Here is a 21567-nt window from a genome sequence, read left to right on the forward strand (position 1 = left end):
TGCCCTAAACCGCAGCCAGAAAAAAGCGCCTCGCCTGAGCCGCTCACGGCTCCGCGAAAGGCGCTCCGGGGATAAATCAGTTAAGCATTGAGCTGATGGATAACGGTCGAAAACTCATTGACGCCGCTGTTAATCTCCTGGAAGCTCCGGCCCAGCTCGGTAATTTTGTCATTTTCGCGGGTGATGATGCTCTTTATCTCATCGAGCTGATGGTACATGTCGCTGATAAGCCGGTTATTCTCTTCGATTACCGCAGTGATTTTCTGGGTGGATGACGACGTGGACGCGGCCAGCCGCCTGACTTCGCCAGCCACGACTGCAAATCCTCTGCCCGCTTCGCCTGCCCGTGCTGCCTCAATCGCCGCATTCAGCGCCAGGATATTGGTCTGTGACGTTATGCTGCTGATTGTCGAGATTATCTCGCTGATGTTCGCCGCCGATTCGTAGAGCTTTTTACTCACCGTAACTGCCGCTTCTACCTTGTCCGAAACCAGCATCGAGTTTTTAACGGTTTCCGTTAACACGTCTTTGGCGTTGTGTGAAATCTGCGAGGTCTCTTCAGAGGTCGTCACCGCAATATCAGCGATTCTGCGCGCATTTTCGACTCTGACCGTAATGTCAGAGGCGATTTTAATCACCTTATCAATCGTGCCATACGCGTTAAGCACCGGCGTATAATTCGCTTCCAGCCAGACACGTTCTCCTGCGGCGTTTTTCCTTTCGAATCGCCCGCTGAAAGAGTGACCGCTGCGGATTTTCGCCCAGAAATCGGGGTTCTTCGTATAGAAATCATTAAAACAGAACATCCGGTGATGCTTGCCGACGATATCACTGCGCTGATAACCCATTAACTTCAGAAAGTTATCATTGGCATCTAACACTTCACCGTCGGTCGTAAACTCAATTAACGCCATTGAGGCGTTAATGGCGCTGATAATCGCCTCTTTGCTTTTCAGTGCTTTGTGTTCTTCCGTAATGTCGCTGGCGATTTTTATCACCCGCACCACTTCGTTATGTTTATTTTTTACCGGGAAATAGGAACCGCCAATATAAAAAACGGATTTATCTTTCCGGCAGCGTTCAAAAACGCCGTTTATTGCGTTGCCCTGAGACAATGACTGCCAGAAGCTGGCGTATTCTGCCGTCTGCGTATAGGCGCTCTGACAGAGTGCGCGATGATGCAACCCCGTCACTTCACTCAGCGTATAGCCTGTCATCGCGAGGAAAATATCATTCGCCTTAATGATCTTCCCCTGAGGAGAAAATTCAACCCATCCCATTGCGCCTTTAATAGCGCTGACATCATCAACCATTCCGGTGGCGTCTGATTTTATCGCTCTCTGGATGACTTCATTCACATTGAACATACAAACCTCAGAGGATGACTGTAATGTATCTTCATTTTTCGTTGACGTATTGCCGCATCAGATCAATGCCGGTTACATGCAAGAAAATCCTTTGTACGCCTTAAGCGTCACCGATATCGCCACGCAGACCGGAAAAACACCCAGGCCTGGGCCTGCACATGGAAGCACACCTTCTAAGCATTATCGGAAGTGACCGGCAAGACTTTAACGGATATTAACTGTTAAGGGCGCCTGCTGATTTGGGGTGACAGAAAGGGTGTTACGGATCTTCATCTCGCAGTTAATGGAAACCGGAGCAGGATCCGGCAGGGATTGCGTTGCCGGTCAGGGAGGGCAGCAAGCGGAAACGGCCCTGGCGAGGACCAGGGCGTCAGGGCTGAGCAAAGAGATTGTATTTACTGTGAGTTAAAAATCAGACTACTTTGTAAAATTCCAGCGTCACGCCGGACGCGGTTCTTTCTGCGGCGCAGATAAACACCGATGTCGTGAGCCATGACAACTCAGGCACATCGGTTTCAAATACCGGGACGCTTCTGAAATAAATCTGTGAAGGCGGCAGTTCATCAAAAAAGCGCATGTCATCCCCGAACAGCTTCTCTTTAAATGCGTCAGGTACGCGACGAATGCCATTATTCTCGACATAAACTGTGCCCTGGCCGACATGTAAGGCATAACGGGCCGAGAGGCGGCAAATCCCATCCGGATCAATGAACTGGCTGTCGATACCCCCCGGCATGACCTGCCCGTTGAGCGCGCCGGAGACGGTGCCGGAGCGTATCGGGATAAGCTGGCGCTTCCCCTTTAAAGGGCTGCTGGAGATCACAACGGGTTTATCGACGTGAATATCAATTCTGAAGCTGTATTCGAGTGCGGGTAACATAGTTCCTCCTGTTATCCCGCCAGTATAGAGAGACCCGCAGCGCGCGGTATAGCCAATGATGCGCCTCACGCGTTAATTCACTCTTTAGCCAGAATGAAAAATCCCGGTGCCGGAGGACCGGGATGGGTGCGTGGTTTACTCTTTTGCTATCGGCGTTTCACTTTCCTCAATCTTTGTCTCGCCCTGAATGGTGCTGATACGTTTTTCCACCTCACTGACCTGCTCGCGGCTGTGCAGCAGGGTATACGTCAGATCAAACTGCGTGCTGGCACCCGGCTGCAGTTGCTTCACGCGTTTCTGCTCGCGTTCCACGGTCACCGGATAAGCATAACTGGTGCCCGGCTCGATGCCGGTCACATATCCCTGCTTCAGGGTGTCGGTGTTTTTCCACAGCGTCAGCACGGGCAGCTGGCGGGTATCAAACTGAATCGAAGCGCCACTGTTTCCCGCCTTGTTAACAACCGCAGCCACACTCTGATGATTGCTGTCAGAGAGAGGCTTGATGTTGAACACCATCTCATCGAAATCTCTGGTCGGCCCATTATAGGTCTGCCACGCTTTCAGCCCGGCCTTCGCGTAGTCATTGAACGGGCTGATGCCGGACATCGGCGCGATAAAGCGGGCGCCCTCTTCCAGGATAGGCTGACCAAAGTTGCTGTGATAGATGATCTGATAATCGTGCGGATAGTCGGCATGATTCGTTAACACGTCATGCAGGCTGAAACTGTCGCTGCCCGGTACGTAACGCAGTTCGGTCATGGTCTGCAGATCGGTTTTCTTGAAGGTGCTCTCTTTGATCAGGCCACGAATGCGAATCTCGTGCGGGGCTGCATCGGCGACCTCCACTTCCAGCTGAGAAACCGGCGTGTTGCCCGCTTTACCGTGCAGGGTGTAAATACGCCCTTCATCAGTAACCGGATGGCCGGTCCACTCATAGCCGCAGCGCACCATCATTTCGTTAAAGCCGTCCAGCCAGCCCAGACCGTTACGGCTCTCAAGATTGATATAGGCGGGATTGACCACCTCTTTCACCGGCGAATCCCAGCCCATGCGGGAACCAAAGCCTTCAACACGTAACAGGTTCATGCCGCGCGTCGGACTCAGTGTAATGGTCAGCCCATCCTGACTGTGGATGGTCAGAATTTTACTGCCCTCCTGCTTGCCGCCGTGCAGCACCTTTTGCTCAATGCTGAACGGCTTACCCTGCGCTTTCAGCTCGCTGCTGGTGATCTTCCAGTTTCCCTGCTCGGTGCCCTGTTCAGCACTAGTCAGCACCCAGGTTTTTGCAGCCGCTGAGCCGGAAACCAGAACCGCCAGCATCGTTAACGTCAGTTTTATCTTCATCCTTTGCTCCATTAGCTGAATCGTTTTTTCATTGTGTAAGCGAAACTTACTGGCTGACGCCTTTCAGAAACGTGACCATGCTCACCTGATACTAAATTTGTATTTTTAAGCGGCATTAATGCGGACTGAATCACATAAATTCCGCATAAACAGGAATAACAACGGCGCATTATGAGACGCGGAAGGTCAGTAGCTTTAATCGATTCAGCGTTGATAACCCGACGAAAGATTAACCGGACGCTCACCTCCTGATAAAAATCCGTGAAAAATTTTAAAACCAGCGCAACTTTTTCCATTTCTAAGCGAACCTGTTAACAGAGGCAGCAGACAACTCCGTCTGTTCGTCAATCGAGAGAGTAATGCCAATGAAAAAGACCCTGAAAACCCTGGCCGTCGCGACGCTGCTGGCACTGAGTGTTCCGGCCACCTCCGCTTTTGCGGCATTAGAAGCCGGTCAGAAAGCGCCTGACTTTAAACTCGATGCCGCGCTGGCCGGTAAATCAACCACCTTCTCTCTGCAGCAGGCCCTGCAGAAAGGTCCGGTGGTGCTCTACTTCTTCCCCGCAGCCTTCAGCGCAGGCTGTACGCTCGAAGCACACGATTTTGCTGAAGCGACGGACGAATTCAAAAAGCTGGGCGCGACAGTGATTGGAGTGACCGCAGGCAATACCGATCAGATTGCGAAGTTCTCGCAGCTGGAGTGCCGTGACAAATTCACCGTGGCCGCCGATCCGGGTGCGAAAGTCGCGACCGAATATAAAAGCACGATGGAGATGAAGGGTCAGAAAGTCTCAGACCGCACCTCTTACGTGATTGCCCCGGACGGCAAAATCCTGATGAGCTTCACCGATAAGAATCCGGATACGCACATCCAGAAAGCGATGGATGCCGTTAAACAGTACCGTCAGGCCAATCCGGCTTAACTTCATCATCTGAGCAGGTAAATCATGCTGACTGCGATTGCAGCCGCCTTCCTCGGCGGCATTATTCTGAACCTTATGCCCTGCGTGTTTCCGGTGATCTCGCTGAAAGCACTGAGCCTGATCCGCCATCATGACGCGCCCGGTCATGCCCGCGCAGAGGGCGTGGCGTTTCTGCTGGGTGTGGTGGTGACGATGGTCGCCCTGACCGCCGTGCTGCTGCTCGCCAGGGCGGGAGGCGCATCGGTCGGCTGGGGATTTCAGCTGCAATCGCCGCTGGTTATCGCCGCGCTGATTCTGGTGATGCTGGGGTCGGCGCTGAACCTGCTCGGACTGTTTGAAGTGGGGCTGTCGATACAGCGCGTGGGCGGCATGGGCGGCGACAGGGGCGGGCTGGTCGGCTCCGCCCTGACCGGTGCGCTGGCGATAATTGTTGCCACGCCCTGCAGCGCTCCTTTTATGGCCAGCGCGGTCGGCTATGCGCTGACCCAGCCTCCGCTGGTCAGTCTGGTGATCTTTATCGCGCTGGCGCTGGGTTTTGCTGCGCCCTTCACCCTGATTTCGTTCTTCCCGCTGCTGGCTCGCATCCTGCCTAAGCCCGGTGCGTGGATGATCACGCTGAAGCAGGGGCTGGCGTTTCCGATGCTGGGCGCGGTGGGCTGGCTGATCTGGGTGCTGGAGCGTCAGGCGGGATCGGCGGCGCTGGCCGCGATCCTGATCGGCTGTTTACTGCTGAGTTTCGCCGCCTGGCTGTATGGCATGGCGCAGAAACGCCGTATGATGGGTCAGCGTCATGTGATGCTGCATGTTGCAACCGCATTCTTTGTGGCGCTGGTGATCGTGCCGCTGATGAACCTGAACCGTTTTGCCAGTGCACCGGCTGAAACGGAGGCCGCTTCTGAGGCCGCCGCCGCCGTTGCCTGGTCGCCGCAGAATGTCGATGCAATCAAAGGTCAGGGCAAGCCCATTCTGGTGAACTTTACCGCGTCCTGGTGTATTACCTGCCAGGTTAACGATCGGACATCGCTGTCGACCCAGGCGGTGAAAGCCGCGATGGCGCGCACCAGTACGATTTACATGGTTGCCGATTCCACTAAATATAATCCCGATGTCGAGCAGGCGCTCAGCGACTTTGGCCGTGGCGGGTTACCGCTCTATGTGGTCTATCCGGCTGATGGCGGTAAACCGGTGGTGCTGCCGCAGGTGCTGACGCCGGGCATTGTGATTTCCGCCCTGGATCAGGCGACAGAAAAAGGAAAGAAAACCTGAAACTGATGACGACAGGACTGGCTGACGCGTTGCCGGGGCAGCGCGACAGGAGAGTGACCTGCGGGTGACCGATGTCAGAGCGTGACCAACGCGCGCAGTGGCCAGCCCTGATGGCCCGCGCGCAGGCGGGCGACCGGGCTGCCTACAACCAGGTACTGAAAGCGATGGTTCCGGCCATCCGGGCACTGGTGCGCAAAAAAATCCATGATGAGGCGCTGACAGAGGATGTCATTCAGGAGACCCTGCTGGCCATTCATCGTGTGCGCCACACTTACGATCCTGAACGCCCGATCCTTCCCTGGGTTGCCGCCATCGCCTCGGCCCGGACGATCGATATGCTGCGCCAGCAGGGCCGTCGTCAGGAAATTCAGGATGAGGAGGCGCTGCAGGCTGAGCCCGCCCAGCCTGCGGACGCCGCCGACGACACGGATCGCCTCTCCGGCTATCTGGAGACCCTGCCGCAGCGTCAGCGGACCATTGTCGAATCGGTTCATCTGCGTGAGCAGAGTCTGGCGCAGGCCGCCGCCGAAACCGATCAGTCGCTCTCTGCGGTTAAATCCCTGTTGCATCGCGCAATGGTTAATCTTCGTAAATTCGGACGGACGCATCATGAGAAATCATGACCAGTTAATTAATCAGCTCAGTGCTTCCGCACAGCCGGTCCGCCGCGTCTGGCCGACCGCCTGGCGCGTCGCGGGCTGGATCGCGCTCGCCCTGCCCTGTGGCGCGCTGACCAGCTGGGCATTTCATACCCGGCTCACTGACTGGTCTCAGCCTGGCGCCCTCGTCGCGCTGGCGGCCCTGCTGCTGTCGCTCGTTATCGCGGGCAGCACGCTGGCCGCCGCCTTCACGCTGAGTATTGCCGGCAGAAAACCGGTCAGCCTCCGCTGGCCGCTGCTGATGATCGGCATCTGGCTGGCGCTGAACCTGTTCAACCTGACTTCAGAAACCCCGCCTGCGGGTGCGGCCCGGTTGGGTGAAGGGATCCACTGCTATCTGTTTATGCTGTCGGCCAGCCTGCCCATGATGCTGATGTCGGTGGTTACCCTGCAGCGTACCCGCTCACTCTATCCTGCGCGCAGCCTGGCGCTGAGCGGCTGCGGCAGCGCGTTTACCGCATCGATGCTGCTGTCGCTCTGCCATGATACGCACCTGCATCTTATCGATTTCTCCATGCATCTGGCGGCAGGCATAACGATTGTGGCGCTGACGGTGATCGCGGGTCGCCGCTGGGTGCAGCTCGGCGACTGAGCAGAGACAGTTTCTGTCCGCCTGAAACAGGCGGAGCCGATTTACACGGCAACCGCAGGCGGCAGGCTGCAAATCCGGCTTTTCAGCCCGCTGTTTTAGCGTGTGACACGAAAAGCCGTTATCAGGGGGGCCAGAACCCCGCCGCTGACACAGGCTGAACAGAGGCCGTTTTCACATTACAGGAGAGGATGATGGATAATGAGATGACAGGACAATGCCACTGTGGCGCGGTGACATACCGGGTGACGCTGAAGGATGGATTTAATACGGTGCGCCGCTGCAACTGCTCATTTTGCCGGATGCGTGGCGCGGTGGTGGTATTTGCGACTAATGTGGCGCTGATTCGGGGCGAAGCGCAGCTTACCGAGTACCGTTTCAATAGCAAGGCGGTAGGCCACTACTTCTGCGCTGTCTGCGGCATCTACACCTTTCATCAGAGCCGCTCGCAGCCCGAACAGTTCGGGGTCAACGTCGCCTGTCTGGAAGGCGTTTCGCCCTTCGATTTCACCGATGTGCCGGTCTCCGATGGCATCCACCATCCTAAGGATGGCGGCGCGGGCGGTGTTGCCGGTCATCTGGTCTACACCCCACGCCCTCCTGACGCTTGACCGACTGCGCTATTCCCGGCTGCTTTTGCCGCTGAAGCGGGTGATCGGCTTCTGCTCCTCGCGGTCAATCTGCTGCGAAAATACCTCCAGCGCCGCGAATATCGGGCGCAGGCCGCGCCAGAGATCCTCGTCATTAAGCAGCCGAATCATGCCGCGAATGCCGGGTGCGGCTTTCTCCTGCCGGGCCTCATCGCGGGCCGGTTTAACGGCCATCGCCGCATCGCGAACGGCGAGCAGCAGATGCGTAAACCGTTCCGGCGGAACAGTGCCCAGCGTCATCATCAGCAGCGAGAGGTTTTGCACGGCGTTCTGGGTGCCGGGCTGATTAAGCCCTGAAACCAGAATCTTTCCCACTTCGCTGTTGGATTTCACCAGATCGTTCGCCAGCCGCAGAAAACCGTGCTGGTGGAGATTTTCGATCAGCTCGTCCAGCGCCTCGCGCGCCGTGGGCTCGGTGCGCGCAGGCGTAACCTGGTATTTCATCCGTTCTGCCATCAGAATTTCTCCGGTTTTTCGACGTGTTCAGGCGGTTCACGGTAGCCAGCCTGCTGCCATTTCTGCTCAATCGGCAGATGGGGTAAAGGGGTGCGGCTGCCATTGCGGAAATTATGCAGCGGCAGGGGATTAGGCTGTAGGCGGTGGTCGATGCGCCTCATGTTAACGGCCGTTTCTTTATAGGCGGGTGTATTGACGTCGGGATCGTGATGGTCACCGGTCAGCGGGTTGACGCCGTCCTGACCATGATGGATCGGCATAAACAGCACGTTCCCCGCCACGCGATCGGTAATCACCACCGGCACATCCACCGAACCGCGCCGCGAGCTGATGCGGACCCACTCACCCTCACTCAACGCCCGCGAGGCGGCCAGTTCCGGTGAGATCTCCACAAAAGCATTCGGCGACAGCGACAGGATGCGGCCGCCCTGCCCGGTCTGGTTCATCGACTGGAAATGTTCCAGCATCCGGCCATTGTTCAGCAGCAGATTGTACTCTGCATCCGCCTGTTCTGCGGGCGCCTGCCAGTGGAGCGGATAGAGTCGCGCTTTACCATCGGGAAAGTTAAAACGTTCCGTATAGAGTCGCGGCGTGCTCTCGCCTGCGGCGCTGACCGGCCAGATCTGAGACTGCCAGCCGGCCAGACGCTCGTAGCTGACTCCGGCAAAGATGTCGGCAATCCCCGCCACCTCCGCCATGATCGCGCCCGGATTAGGGTAGTTCCAGGGATGCCCGAGACGGGCCGCGAGTTCGGTAAAGATCTGCCAGTCGGGACGGCAGTCGCCCAGCGGCTTCATCGCCGGGGTGAAATGCTGGATCCGCCGCTCCGTGTTCACAAAGGTGCCCTCTTTTTCCACCCCTGGCGCGCCGGGCAGTACCACATCGGCGAATTCGGCCGTGCGCGACATGAAGATATCCTGCACGACCATGAAATCCAGCCGGCTGAAGGCGGCATGGACAGACGCCGAGTCGGCATCCGCAAAAGCGGTCTCTTCGCCGGTGATATACATCGCGCGAATTTTCCCCTCGCCCGCCTGCTTCACCATTCTGAAGTTATCCGCACCCGCCTGGTCGGAGAGCGCCTCCGGAGAGACACCCCAGGCGCGGGCCCACTTCTCCCGGACCGCTGCATCGGTGACTTTCTCATAACCGGGATAGAGATTGCTCAGGCAGCCGAAGTCGCTGGCACCCTGCACGTTGTTGTGGCCGCGCATCGGATAGCCGCCGGTGCCGGGACGTCCATAGTTACCGGTGACCAGCAGCAGATTCGACAGCGCCGTACTGGTATCGGCGCCGTGGCTGTGCTGGGTAATGCCCATCGCCCACAGTATGCAGACGCTGCCCGCCTGGCCGATCAGTCCGGCCGCCTCGGTCAGCGCTGACTCGCTGAGTCCGCATATTTCGCTGGCATAAGCCAGCGTAAAAGGATCGAGTGAGGCACGATACGCCGCCACGTTATTGACCCGTTGCGTCAGGAAAGCCTCATCCGCGTAGCCGTGGTCGAACATATATTTCGCCATCGCCGAGGCCCAGACCAGGTCGGTCCCCGGACGGATGCGCAGATAGCAGTCAGCGCGCTCTGCCATCTCATGCCGCCGCGGATCGACGACCAGCAGTTTCTGACCCCGATGTTTGTGACTCTGTTTGATGTGTGACGCGATCACCGGATGGTTTTCGGCCAGATTGCTGCCGACCAGCACAATCAGCCCTGCCTGCTGCAGATCCGCAATCGTGCCGGCATCGCCCCCATAGCCGACGGTGCGAAACAGCCCTTCCGTGGCCGGGTTCTGACAATAGCGCGAGGAGTTATCGACGTTGTTGGTGCCAAAGATCAGCCGGGCAATTTTCTGCGTGAGATAGGCCTCTTCGTTGCTGGCCTTGCTGGATCCGATAAAGCCAATCGCATCCCCCCCATGCTGCAGCGCGATGCCGCGCAACCCGTCAGCCACCCGCTGCAACGCCTCATCCCAGCTGGCGGGCCGGAAACGGCCATTCTCGCGAATTAAGGGCGTTGTCAGGCGTTCCGGGCTGTTAACAAAGTCCCAGCCGAACTTTCCTTTCACACAGGTAGAGATGCCATTGGCTGGCGCTTCAGCCACCGGCTGGATTTTGAGGATGTGACGATCGCGGGTCCAGATTTCAAAGCTGCAGCCGGTGCCGCAGTAAGTGCAGACCGTTTTGGTACGTTTGATTTCAGACTGGCGCAGCGCCACATCGATATTTGACACGCCGGTGATCGGCGCCATGCCGATGCTGTTTTCCAGCGACTTCACAAAGTCGATGAGTGGCCGCTTCAGCCCCTCATCCATCGCGGTAAACGGACCGGCGTCGGGCTGCATGGTTTTTTCCAGCAACGCATTGCAGGGGCAGACCGTCACGCAGTGGCCGCAGCTGACGCAGCTCGAACCGGCGATCTCCGTTCCGCCATCCCAGAGGACGCGCGGATGTGCCTGGGTGTAGTCAATCGACAGGGTTTCGTTGACCTCGACGTTCTGACACGCCTCAACACAGCGCCCGCACAGGATGCACTGGTCAGGATCGTAGGTGTAGAACGGATTGGAGTGATCTTTCGCATAGGGTTTGGGCTGATGTGGATAGTACTGAATCGGGATGTGCATATCCGCCACCGCATTATGCAGCGTACAGTCGCCGGTGTTGTGCTCACAGACCGTGCAGTAAAGCTCATGACGGTTAAGCAGCCGGTCCATGCCCTCCTGCTGGGCGGCCCTGAGTGCCGCGCCTTCGCTCTGAACCGTCAGACCCTCTTCGGTACGCAGCGTGCAGCCCCGGACGCGCTCACCATCCGCATCCACCCAGCAGACATCGCAGCTTTGCAGCGGCGGCAACGCCGGGTGATAGCAGACATGAAGGAGTTTTTTTCCGTGGGCATCCAGAAAATCGATCAGCGGCTGATCCGCCAGCCCTTTCAGCCGTTCACCATTAAAAGTAATGGTGCAGTAGTTTTCACTCATATACGCCTCATGACGATATCGCCTGTCGCTTGCGGCTGGAAAAGGTCCCTTTATTTAAGGGGTTACTTCACAAGCTTAGTGAGGATTAACGACTCCGTCATGAATACCGCTACGCTTAACGCGGTTACCTGCTGATTATTCGGACGTTTTTTAAATGTAATGACTTCTTACCGGCCCGCCCACCGGGCGCAACTGTCTCCGGAAAGAGAGGACCTCTTTTCTGCAAGGCGCTAACGGGTGCAGAGGATCAGGTTATGGGGGTTATTCACATTAAGGATGTTGTAACTATATGACGTTTGACCAGGCGTTTTTTATGACCCGCTGTAATGAAGCATTATTCTGACCCCTCCGGCCCGAAACAGAAGCTTTGCAGAATGGCGATCGTGAATTCATCAGGCGCACCCGACGGAAATAATGAGATGGCACCCGATACGCACATCTCTGTCAATGAGGGCAAATATGGCGTGGACTTAACCGCAGAGGTTGTACGCAAACCCCTCGCCTGGCGGATGTCGCGACAGCCTCCTGCCCCCACGACAAAACCGATGCTGACACGCCCCTGTCATGGTGAATTACAAATAGCGGATTACTATTGATGATGCACAGGCCTTTTTCGTCGGTATGAAACCTCACGAACTGGCGCTTATCGGGGCACGTTGCACGGCACTTCAGCGGCCCGATAGTCCGGTCCCGGAACAGAGGTCAGCATCCGGCCCGCGCGTGCCAGAGACCCGCCTCAGCCTGACGGTAAGTGGCAGGTAAACTGGGTGAACCTTTACCCCGGATTCGTCATCGGGTGCTGCCTGACTGAGACAGCGCCACATCCAACCATTACGTCATACAGAGGGCAAGATTATGAGTACCTTTAAAACGACAGACGGCACACAGATCTACTTCAAAGACTGGGGAACCGGTAAGCCGGTCCTGTTCAGCCACGGCTGGCCACTGGATGCCGATATGTGGGACAGCCAGATGAACTTCCTGGCCGGAAATGGCTATCGGGTGATTGCGTTTGACCGCCGCGGTTTTGGTCGTTCCGACCAGCCCTGGAACGGCAACAACTACGATACGTTCGCCTCTGACATCAATGATTTGATCACTCATCTTGATCTGCAGGATGTCACCCTGGTCGGCTTCTCCATGGGCGGCGGCGATGTCACACGCTACATCGGCAACTATGGCAGCGATCGCGTCGCGGCGCTGGTGCTGCTGGGTGCCGTCACGCCTGTCTTTGGTAAAACGGCTGACTACCCGCAGGGAGTGGATATGTCGGTGTTTGAGGGGATCCGCGATGGCCTGCTGAAAGATCGCGCGCAGTTCATCAAAGAGTTCGCAACCCCCTTCTATGGCACCAACGCCGGACAGACCGTCTCCGAGGGGGTGATGACGCAGACACTGAACATCGCGCTGCTGGCCTCGCTGAAGAGCACCGTCGACTGCGTGACCGCCTTTGCAGAGACCGATTTCCGTGCCGACGTCGCCAAAGTAAATGTGCCGACGCTGGTGATCCACGGCAGCAACGATCAGGTCGTGCCGTTTGAATCGACGGGCAAGGTCGCCGCAGAGATGATTGAAGGGGCTGAACTCAGGGTCTATGACAATGCACCGCACGGATTCGCGGTCACGCATCAGGATCAGCTGAATCAGGATCTGCTGGCATTCCTGAACGCACAGTAATGCAGAACACTGCGCGGTGAAGGCCGCGCAGTGCTTCGCGTAGCCTGAACAGCGGTCTGACGAAGGATGCCAGCAGAAGCCCCCGCCTTTTACCCTCCTGCCGGCCGTTCCCCTCTGCGCTTTTGCATCCGATAACGGGCATATGCCAGGCCCCCGCCGTGGCGTGAAGAGAGGCTACAGAGGCGATGTTCAGCTACTGGCCCGCACCACCAGCTCACCCTGCATGATCACGTACTGCGGCGGCACGTCCGGCAGGGCAATCTTCTGCAGCAGCAGCTCGCAGGCCCGGCGCCCAATCGCCTGAGAAGGCTGAGCCAGCGTCGTCAGGGGCGGTGACATCATCTCAGCAAGGTCGCTGCCGTCGAAGCCGACCACAGCAATATCCTGGGGTATCCGCAGTCCCGCCTGCTGAATCGCCGCCATGGCTCCGGCTGCCAGAGTATCGGAGACGGCAAATACGGCATCCGGGCGTACTGTATCAGCCAGCAGCTGCTGCATGGCCACCCTGCCGGCGCTGAAACTCAGTTCGCTGGCATAGACGATGGCCTGCCAGGCAAGTTGCTGCTCGGTAAGCTGAGTGGTGTAACCCTGCTGACGCAGGCGGGCGTAGCGGTAGCGAAGATCGTGATTAATCAGGGCGATGCGCTCCCTTCCCTGCCCGGCTAAGTAGTGCACCACCGACTGTGCAGCGGCGTCATCATCAATGCCGACGCAGGCGATCTGTCCGTTGTCATCATGCTCAGCACACTGAACCCAGGGCGCCGAACCAATCAGCTCGCTCAGTTCAGGCAGCCTGCTGAGGGCATTCATGGTGATGATACCCTCCACCACCTTACCGGAAAGCAGTTGCAGACTGGAACGTGAACGCGCGATATCTGCACCCGAATTACACAACAGGATGCGATAGCCGTTTTTCTCCGCCTGCGCCTCGATCCCTTTGACCACCTCCGCGCAGAACGGGTTGGAAATGTCCGACACCAGCACCAGAATCATCGAGCTACGGGCGGTTCGCAGCTGGCGCGCCAGCAGGTTAGGCTGATAGTGGCTCTCTTCTATGGCGGCGAGCACTTTCTGGCGATTCGCCGGTTTTACGCTGTCGCTGTTATTCAGTACCCGGGAAACCGTGGCGACCGAGACACCCGCCATTTGCGCAATCTTCTGTACAGACATAGCGATCCTTCTGGTAATCCGTGCAATACCGGCCTATACGTAGTCGCCTGGCCACCGCCCTAGGCGTCGCGATCCAGACCTAACTGCTGCCGGACCGATGAGGCGTTTCCGGCTGCGGCAAAATCATCAAATGCCCGGTCAGACACCGGAATGATATGGTTACGGATAAACTCTGCCCCCTCGCGTGCGCCGGTTTTCCCCGCCTTCAGGCAGCACTCCCACTCCAGCACGGCCCAGCCGCTGAAGGCGTACTGCGCCAGCCTGCTGAAGATACCGCCGAAATCGATCTGGCCATCCCCTAGCGAACGGAAGCGTCCGGCGCGTAAGAGCCACGGCTGATAGCCCCCATACACGCCGCTGCGCCCGTTACGCTGAAACTCGGCGTCCTTAACGTGAAAGGCTCTGATGTGCGGATGATAGAGATCGATAAATTGCAGATAGTCGATATGTTGCAGAAAGAGATGGCTGGGGTCATACAGGATATGGCAGCGTGGATGCTGATTCACCGCCTGGAGAAAGCGTTCAAACGTGACGCCATCATGCAGGTCTTCGCCGGGATGCAGCTCGTAACAGAGATCGACGCCGTGCTGGTCAAAGGTCTCCAGCACCGGTAACCAGCGCCGCGCCAGCTCCGCAAACGCCTCATCAAACAGGGCCTCGTGATGCGGCGGCCAGGGGTAGAACCAGGGCCACGCCAGTGAGCCGGAAAAGGTGGCATGGGCACGCAGGCCGAGTTTTTCAGAGGCCGCCGCCGCACGTTTCAGCGTGGCGACGGCCCAGTCGGTGCGCCGGGCAGGGTCGCCACGCAGCGCCTGTGGCGCGAAGTTATCAAACGCCAGGTCATAGGCGGGATTCACCGCCATCAGTTGCCCCTCAAGGTGCGTCGAAAGCTCGCTGATCTCCAGCCCGAACCCGGCCAGCACGCCGCGTATCTCGTCGCAGTAAGTCTGGCTCACCGCCGCCCGTTCGAGGTCAAAGATGCCAGGCTGATGACAGGGGATCTGCAGCGCCCGGTAGCCCAGCCCGGCGGCCCACGCCGCCAGCCCCGCCAGCGTATTGAACGGCGGCCGCTCGCCGATAAACTGGGACAGGAAGATGCCCGGCCCTTTAATGGTTTTCATCGGCGGCTCCTCTGCTCTTCCATCGCCGGGTCGCGGTAGGTAAAGGAAAAGAAGAAAATGAGGGCGATCAGCGCGGCGGCAACAGCGGGGATCCACCAGAATGTGGCCCAGCTCTGCGCGCTGGCATGACCGGCAACCAGATGGTTGTAAAGCGCCCCCGAAATCTGCGACCCCAGCAGCATGCCTGCGCCATAGGTAAACATCACCACCATGCTCTGCGCCTGCCCTTTGACTTTTTCGCCGGCGATCCTGTCGGTGTAGATGAATCCCACCACAAAGAAGAAGTCATAGCAGATGCCATGCAGCAGAATCCCGAGGTAAATCAGCGTGCGCGTCTCATCGCTCATTCCCAGCGCAAACAGGGCGTAACGGACGAACCATGCGGCCATACCGATCAGCAGCATGGTTTTCACCCCCAGGCGGCGAAACAGCAGCGGGATGATCAGCATGAACACAATCTCAGACATCTGACCCAGCGACATCAGCGTACTGACTTCCCGGATCCCGGCATCCGACAGCCACGAAGCCGTGAACGCATAATAGGTGCCGAGCGGGATGGAGATCAGCGTGGCGCAGATCGCAAAGACCATAAAATGACGCAGACGCAGCAGCGCAAAGGCATCGGCACAGAAGAGATCGCGGACTTTCAGCGGCAACCCTCTGGCGGGGGCCGGGGTATGGGGCAGCGTCAGGCTGTAGATCGCCAGCAGCACGGAACAGAGCGCTGCCAGCTGGAAGACCGCCACGCTGTCAGCCACGCCGGTGACGCCGATGAAGATCCCCGCCACGATCCAGCCAATGGTGCCGAAGACCCTGACGATGGGGAAACTTTTCTCGCTGCTGGCGAGGCTGTGAAAGGCGATGTTATTTGAGAGCGCCAGCGTCGGCATAAAACAGAGTGTGTAGCCAAACAGCAGTGCGATCAGCAGCGCACCGTTTTCTGCAATCAGCGCCTGCGGCACAAACCAGAGGATTGCCGCGCCCGCCAGATTCATCATCGCCATCACCTTCTGCGAGGGGAAAAAGCGGTCGACCAGCATACCCAGCACAAACGGCGAGAGAATCGAGGCGATGGGCCCTGCCGAGAACGCATCGCCGATCAGCAGCGGCATATTGTGGCGGGTCATGACCAGCCCCAGCGTTACCGACCAGCTTCCCCAGATAAAGAACTGCATGAACATCATCAGAGAGAGGCGCGGCACCAGCAGCTTATGCTGCACCCGCTGGCCTGCATTCTGCTGTACCGTCGCAATCATAGGAACCTCACCAATAAGTAATCGATTACTTTTTACTGTCTGCGTGTAAAGTAATCGATTACTGCCGGTGTTTCCTCTGCCGCGATCACAAATTATTAACCGTGCGTAATTAACCATTCACGGCGCGGTAGTCTGATGCTGATTTTAGGTCGAAACGTTAACGACCTGCGCTTTGCGAAACCGGTAACGCTCATACAGCACCGAATAGAGCCCGCCAATGACCACCAGCGCCGCCCCGATGAGGGTCGTTGAGGTGGGCAGATTCCCCAGCAGCAGATACCCCACTGCGACCGACCAGAGGAGCGTGGTGTAATCGAACGGAGCGAGTAATGAGGCTTCCGCGTAGCGCAGGCTCAGGGTCATCAGGATCTGCGTGATCCCCCCCAGCAGCCCGCACCCTATCAGCAGCGCCAGCTGATTGCCGTGTGGCACCTTCCAGCCGCCGGGCAGCGTGACCAGCGACGTCAGTGCCGTGGTCACCGCGAACCAGAACGCGATAGCGCCCGGCTTCTCTTTTCCGTTCAGGAAACGGATCTGAACCAGCGCACAGGCGGTGCAGAGCGCAGCCATCAGCGCCAGCAGGATGCCCAACGACGACGACAGCGAGAAGCTCGCCTGACTCGTCAGCGTGAGGTGTCCGGAGAACATCACCAAAATGCCACTGAAACCGGTAAACACGGCGACCCAGCGATGATGACGCACTTTTTCCCGCAGCAGCAGCGCCGCCAGCAGCACGGTAAACAGCGGCGCGGCATAATTGATGGCGGTGGCGTCGGTCAGGGAGATATAGAGCAGCGACAGGTAGCTGAAGTAAAGACCGCCGGTTCCGGCCAGGCCGCGCACGAAGTGACCGCGAATATTGCGGGTACGGATCCCCTCCAGCACGCCCCCCTGGAAACGCAGCCAGATCAACAGCGGCACCAGCGCCAGCACCGAGCGGAAAAATATCACCTCGCCCACCGGTATCGCGCCATCCAGTCCTTTTACACAGGCCAGCATCAGCGTGGAACTCAGCGCAGCGGTAATCTTCATGGCTATGCCAGCAGAAGCGTTCATCGGGTTTGTTATCTCATGATTGGGGAAAATACGCAGCGGAATCAGCATCCTTACTCTCCATACTGGCATAATGCTGTGCGGCAATCTGCCGCGATTGCGCTGCAGACGGCATTTTATCTTTTTTTGCCATGGCGTCACGGCATGAAGATGCACACGGTGTGCTGGCCCGGCTGGTACACTCTGCCTTCTGCCCTGATTCGGGGCGTTGCCACTCAATGGGGAGCAGGTCAGGCTGTACCAGATGGGAAAATAGAAAAACCAGATAGGGCTACGGTTACAGATCAACCGGGTGGATTCGGGGCTGAATGATCGGGTAGCTGATTTGGATTACTACTGGCTACAGAAAGGTGGAAGCATGTGCCAGCCAGCGTATGTAGTGCTTGATCGCACTCAATGAGCACGGTGCTAAAAGGTCGCGAAAGCGGCCTTTTTTAATGGCAATCAAATGATATCTCAGTACTTTTTTTTATGTATTTGTGGCAGGAATGTGAGGTTGATAGCTCAACCTCTGTACAAAACCATAATATTCATGTGAGAATCAGAGTCTAAAAAAGCACCAACAGAACAGGACGTTATGACTAAAAAGATTTATTTTTTTGCGCCTGGTACAAACGATTACATCAGCCCGGCTTTACTTTTCTCAGTTGCCCGGATGACGGTAAATGATGACGGGATTCAGTGGTTAGAGACTCAGTGGGTTGGCGGTGGCAATGTTCAGGGGATGGCTCTTTACACTTCGATTCTTGATGCGGCAATTGCTGCTGAAGTACTGAATCAGGCAGAAACCCCGCCGGAATGGAAGGTTTACCCATTCTCTGATCTGAACATCACAGAGATGATGATCAACACCAAAGCCCATAAATCACATTACGACATGATGCTTGTGTTTGGGTTCTCAATCGACGATTTCAGAAACCTTATACTGCAATCTGATCTATACCGTACTCTGCAATTTTCTGAATCGTTCCCTATCGGTGACGGTTTAAATCCCATCACAAACAAGGTAACCCTGAAATTTGATGAATCCCTGTTCGAAGGGATGAATGATTACTGGCATGAAGAGTTCCCCAGCTTCTGTGAATCAATGGAGATCCTGAACTCTCAACCTCTCGACTTCATAAAAGAACATGCCCGGAATGCTGTATCAACAGCACTTGTCACCGCAACACCGATCGTTCGCCCGGCAACGCAATACTGTGTATCCACCTATTCCATCGAAAAGAAAATGTGGATTGTATCTTCTCTGGCAGCGAAGGGTTCTGAACCTGCTAACAAACTTCATTAAGGATGATTCTATGGCTACGGGTCATTTTCTGAGGATTGGCGACAAAACAACGTGCGGGGGTAGTATTCTTTCAGGTTCCCCAAATCACAGCTTTGGAGAGATTGCGACCGCGAGAAATGGCGATTCTGTCTCTTGTGGTAAAGATGGCAAGGTATACCATATCGCAGGTGGTATCCCCACTTACTCGATTCATGGCGTTGCCGCAGCAGGTACTTTGCACAGCCGCAGTACATGCCCCTGTAACGCAGGTTTCATTTCGTCATTCCCAAATGCTTCCTATTGGGTCGAGGAAAAGAAAGCCGTTAAGGCTGCCCCTGTAGTTACTGCTGCCCCTTTGGCTGTTCCTGGACCAACAAAAGCGGAAGAACCCCTACAGCACGGCCAGACAGCTAAAAAACCACATAAGGAAGAAGCCAAACGTGAACCAGTAGATGCTGGCTTCTGTGTACTTCCTTACGGTGCTGAAACTGGTGCTTATGAGCGATACTTATTTGAAAGTGAACCGCCAGCAGGAACACGCGAACTTTACCGTTCACTGAATGGCGAAGGTAAGGAATATAAAGCGGGTTCTATCCTGCTTGTTGTTGATCCAGAAAAACAGGACAGTGTTCAGATCGCACATATGCAGGCCGCTAAACAGCGTATTGATACAGCATTAGACCCGCTTACGCATAAAGAGGCTAACTTCTTACACAATCACTATGCAACAATAGCTAACTTTAGCAACATTGCCGACAAAGGAATCGGGCTTGCTGCTGAACCTGTTGGAAAGTATTTTGAAAATATTGAGAAAATCCTGAAAGAAATTCAGGAAACGTACAAGAATACATACATCACAAGAGGAGTTTTAATTGGTGAGCAGTTCTATGTAAGACGTGCTCAACTATTCAAGGAACTTGATCGTGTACTTAAAGTCGGCTTCCTTAATAAAGTTATGAAACTTGGTGAGTACAATAACTTAAAAAGTGCTCTTGGTTTATCAACTAAATCGATAACTCATAAATGGAATCAAACGGGAATAAGTGATATTGATGGCTACGCTACATATATAGAACGAGCATCAAAATATGTAGCAGCTATGCGATATGTTGGTTATGTCGGGATCGGCTTTAGTGCCCTGCATTCAATCAATGAGATAAATGAGGCTTGTTCTGTTGATCGTGAAGACGAATGTACTAAAAAGAAATACACGGAAATAGGTAGCTTTGCAGGGGGGCTTGCTGGTAGTTATGCTGGCGGTGCTGCTGGTGTTGGCCTCTGTTCTGTCATTTTGGGGGCTTTAACAATAGAAGCTGCCGGAGCAGGTGCATTAGCTTGTGGTGTAATTCTTGGTACTGGTGGGGGGTATTTAGGCGGAGAGTATCTTTCAGATAAAGGTGAAGAATATGGTGAAATAATTTATAACGCATTAGGAAAATGATGAAAATTGTATCTGTTATCATATTCATATTATTTATCATATCGACAATTGTAGCGTATGCATATTCGGTGACGAAGAATAAACAACACCTTTTATTGTGCGATATTTTTAAAGAACGATTTGGACACGTACCCGCAGGTATAATCATTGCACAAGCTGGAGGGATATTTTTAGCTTTTCAGAAGGATATGTACTTCATCTTCCCATTTGCTTTTAAAAAGGGAAGTTTTCCTGTGAGAAATATGAATCCCGAACATTATGATTTCATCAAAAATTTACCTAAAGAGGAAATATCGTGGCTAAAAGTTAAGTTCACTTTATTCTTAATAATGATTTTTCTGTTTTGTACAACCATTATAACATCTTACTTATTTCTCTAAGCCTATTTTACAAAGCCGCTAAAGCGGCTTTTCTTGTTCGTGAATACGAAAGCGATAAGGTTACTGGTCTTTAGATCATAAATAACCATATCCCAGGTATCCCGATTTTGACAAAAAAGTTAAAGGGATCGTTTACTGAGATAAAAGTACAGTCAGTATCTTTCTGCACGATTTACAATCTCGTTCGTATGATCAGGGTCAAGCCCGCCGACCAAATACCCTGTACTCAGATCTCAGTAATGAACTTTTCACTAACCCGATATCGACTAAAAAACGAACGCTCAAAAATCTCTTTTTGGTACAGGCAACTGCTGTTTCACCTTCATGGCCGGCAAGCCGGACTACGATAAAAGCGTTTCAACCCACATTATTCTGCAGGCACTTCAGGCGACCGGACTTGTGGCTGAGGCGTCGGGGCGAAACGATCTGGTGGTCAACACTACGGAGGGATGGCGCAAAATCTCCGGTTCAGCCTACCGCGAAACACCCGATCGCGGTTTTCATCACGGCACCATTCTGATTAACGCCGACCTGTCGCGGCTGGCAGATTACCTGAATCCTGACGCGAAAAAATTGCAGGCTAAAGGGATCACTTCCGTACGCGCCCGTGTCAACAATCTTGCCGACCTGATGCCAGATATCCGCTATGAGGCTGTCTGTCAGGCCATCACAGAGGCGTTTTTTGACCACTTTGGTGCCCGCTGTGAACCGGAATTTATCTCGCCGGACGCCCTGCCCGACCTGCCAGGTTTTACCGCGCAGTTTGCGCACCAGCGTAGCTGGGCATGGAATTTCGGCCAGGCACCAGACTTTTCCCATCTGCTGGACCAGCGCTTTGTCTGGGGTGGCGTGGAGATTCACTTCGATGTCGAACGCGGGGTGATCAGCCGCTGTCAGATCTTCAGCGACAGCCTGAATCCTGCGCCGCTGGAAGCCCTGGCGCAGCATCTGCAGGGTGTGACCTACAAGCCGGATGCGCTCGAACCGGTATTACATCAGCTGATACGCGATTTTCCTCTGCAGGCGACTGAGCTGACTGAATTACAGCAGTGGCTGATTAACAGCCTGCGCTAATCCCGCCGGCCAGACAGACCCC

General features: G+C 55.5%; 19 protein-coding genes and 1 pseudogene. 10 read left to right on the forward strand and 10 right to left on the reverse strand.

Features of this window, described 5'->3' with window-relative positions; genetic code table 11:
* Positions 1–80 precede the first annotated feature (80 nt).
* The 4 genes from J1C59_RS20540 to J1C59_RS20555 all read right to left on the reverse strand — a co-directional run bounded on the left by J1C59_RS20540 (position 81) and on the right by J1C59_RS20555 (position 3887).
* The gene (locus tag J1C59_RS20540) at positions 81–1313 is read right to left on the reverse strand and encodes a methyl-accepting chemotaxis protein (protein ID WP_242281403.1); all 1233 of its coding nucleotides are present in this window, start codon (positions 1311–1313) and stop codon (positions 81–83) included.
* A 466-nt stretch (positions 1314–1779) separates the two neighbouring features.
* Entirely contained in the window at positions 1780–2247 is a 468-nt protein-coding gene (locus J1C59_RS20545) for a DUF3237 family protein (RefSeq protein ID WP_128085938.1), read from the reverse strand.
* A 135-nt stretch (positions 2248–2382) separates the two neighbouring features.
* Positions 2383–3591, reverse strand: a complete 1209-nt coding sequence (locus tag J1C59_RS20550) for an aldose 1-epimerase family protein (protein WP_128085939.1) — start codon at positions 3589–3591, stop codon at positions 2383–2385.
* An 11-nt stretch (positions 3592–3602) separates the two neighbouring features.
* Positions 3603–3887 (reverse strand): hypothetical protein, encoded by a 285-nt coding sequence (locus J1C59_RS20555; RefSeq protein WP_128085940.1) that lies wholly within the window; start codon positions 3885–3887, stop codon positions 3603–3605.
* Positions 3888–3950: 63 nt separating this feature from the next.
* Between J1C59_RS20555 and J1C59_RS20560 the strand changes: the two genes are divergently transcribed.
* From J1C59_RS20560 to J1C59_RS20580, 5 genes are all read left to right on the forward strand, one after another.
* Positions 3951–4514: a peroxiredoxin gene (locus J1C59_RS20560; protein WP_111138435.1), complete on the forward strand. Its 564-nt coding sequence runs from the start codon at positions 3951–3953 to the stop codon at positions 4512–4514.
* A 24-nt stretch (positions 4515–4538) separates the two neighbouring features.
* Positions 4539–5780 (forward strand): protein-disulfide reductase DsbD family protein, encoded by a 1242-nt coding sequence (locus tag J1C59_RS20565; protein ID WP_128085941.1) that lies wholly within the window; start codon positions 4539–4541, stop codon positions 5778–5780.
* A 71-nt stretch (positions 5781–5851) separates the two neighbouring features.
* On the forward strand, positions 5852–6403 hold the full coding sequence (locus J1C59_RS20570; RefSeq protein ID WP_128085942.1) for a sigma-70 family RNA polymerase sigma factor: 552 nt from the start codon (positions 5852–5854) through the stop codon (positions 6401–6403).
* Complete coding sequence (locus J1C59_RS20575) at positions 6390–7031, forward strand: DUF1109 family protein (protein WP_140916798.1); 642 nt, start codon at positions 6390–6392, stop codon at positions 7029–7031. The genes J1C59_RS20570 and J1C59_RS20575 overlap by 14 nt, the downstream gene beginning before the upstream one ends.
* Before the next feature lie 191 nt (positions 7032–7222).
* A complete protein-coding gene (locus J1C59_RS20580; protein WP_128084882.1) occupies positions 7223–7639 on the forward strand; it encodes a GFA family protein in 417 nt (138 codons plus the stop codon).
* Positions 7640–7648: 9 nt separating this feature from the next.
* On the opposite strand, the gene J1C59_RS20585 is transcribed toward J1C59_RS20580, so the two are convergent.
* Both J1C59_RS20585 and fdhF read right to left on the reverse strand, forming a co-directional pair.
* A complete protein-coding gene (locus J1C59_RS20585) occupies positions 7649–8134 on the reverse strand; it encodes a helical membrane plugin domain-containing protein (protein ID WP_128084878.1) in 486 nt (161 codons plus the stop codon).
* On the reverse strand, positions 8134–11106 hold the full coding sequence (gene fdhF, locus J1C59_RS20590) for a formate dehydrogenase subunit alpha (RefSeq protein ID WP_128084877.1): 2973 nt from the start codon (positions 11104–11106) through the stop codon (positions 8134–8136). The genes J1C59_RS20585 and fdhF overlap by 1 nt, the downstream gene beginning before the upstream one ends.
* Positions 11107–11480: 374 nt before the next feature.
* On the opposite strand from fdhF, the gene J1C59_RS20595 reads away from it, so the two are divergent.
* Together J1C59_RS20595 and J1C59_RS20600 are read left to right on the forward strand one after the other, a co-directional pair.
* Positions 11481–11702 (forward strand): hypothetical protein, encoded by a 222-nt coding sequence (locus tag J1C59_RS20595; protein ID WP_139805875.1) that lies wholly within the window; start codon positions 11481–11483, stop codon positions 11700–11702.
* A gap of 259 nt (positions 11703–11961) precedes the next feature.
* Positions 11962–12783 carry an alpha/beta fold hydrolase gene (locus J1C59_RS20600; protein ID WP_128084876.1) on the forward strand — a complete coding sequence of 274 codons (822 nt, stop codon included), beginning with the start codon at positions 11962–11964 and terminating at the stop codon, positions 12781–12783.
* Between the two features lie 189 nt (positions 12784–12972).
* On the opposite strand, the gene J1C59_RS20605 is transcribed toward J1C59_RS20600, so the two are convergent.
* The 4 genes from J1C59_RS20605 to J1C59_RS20620 all read right to left on the reverse strand — a co-directional run bounded on the left by J1C59_RS20605 (position 12973) and on the right by J1C59_RS20620 (position 17386).
* Complete coding sequence (locus J1C59_RS20605; RefSeq protein WP_128084875.1) at positions 12973–13953, reverse strand: LacI family DNA-binding transcriptional regulator; 981 nt, start codon at positions 13951–13953, stop codon at positions 12973–12975.
* Positions 13954–14012: 59 nt separating this feature from the next.
* On the reverse strand, positions 14013–15074 hold the full coding sequence (locus J1C59_RS20610) for a sugar phosphate isomerase/epimerase family protein (protein ID WP_128084874.1): 1062 nt from the start codon (positions 15072–15074) through the stop codon (positions 14013–14015).
* Positions 15071–16330: an MFS transporter gene (locus J1C59_RS20615; protein WP_128084873.1), complete on the reverse strand. Its 1260-nt coding sequence runs from the start codon at positions 16328–16330 to the stop codon at positions 15071–15073. The genes J1C59_RS20610 and J1C59_RS20615 overlap by 4 nt, the downstream gene beginning before the upstream one ends.
* 144 nt (positions 16331–16474) lie before the next feature.
* Positions 16475–17386: a DMT family transporter gene (locus J1C59_RS20620; protein ID WP_128084881.1), complete on the reverse strand. Its 912-nt coding sequence runs from the start codon at positions 17384–17386 to the stop codon at positions 16475–16477.
* Between the two features lie 574 nt (positions 17387–17960).
* On the opposite strand from J1C59_RS20620, the gene J1C59_RS20625 reads away from it, so the two are divergent.
* The 3 genes and pseudogenes from J1C59_RS20625 to J1C59_RS20635 form a co-directional block, all read left to right on the forward strand.
* A complete protein-coding gene (locus J1C59_RS20625; protein WP_128084872.1) occupies positions 17961–18671 on the forward strand; it encodes a hypothetical protein in 711 nt (236 codons plus the stop codon).
* A gap of 10 nt (positions 18672–18681) precedes the next feature.
* Complete coding sequence (locus J1C59_RS20630) at positions 18682–20091, forward strand: PAAR domain-containing protein (protein WP_128084871.1); 1410 nt, start codon at positions 18682–18684, stop codon at positions 20089–20091.
* Between the two features lie 683 nt (positions 20092–20774).
* Positions 20775–21545 (forward strand): annotated as a pseudogene (locus tag J1C59_RS20635) (lipoate--protein ligase); the annotation flags it as partial.
* Between the last annotated feature and the right edge of the window lie 22 nt (positions 21546–21567).

It is taken from the genome of Pantoea deleyi, from assembly GCF_022647325.1.
Classification (GTDB): Bacteria; Pseudomonadota; Gammaproteobacteria; order Enterobacterales; family Enterobacteriaceae; genus Pantoea; species Pantoea deleyi.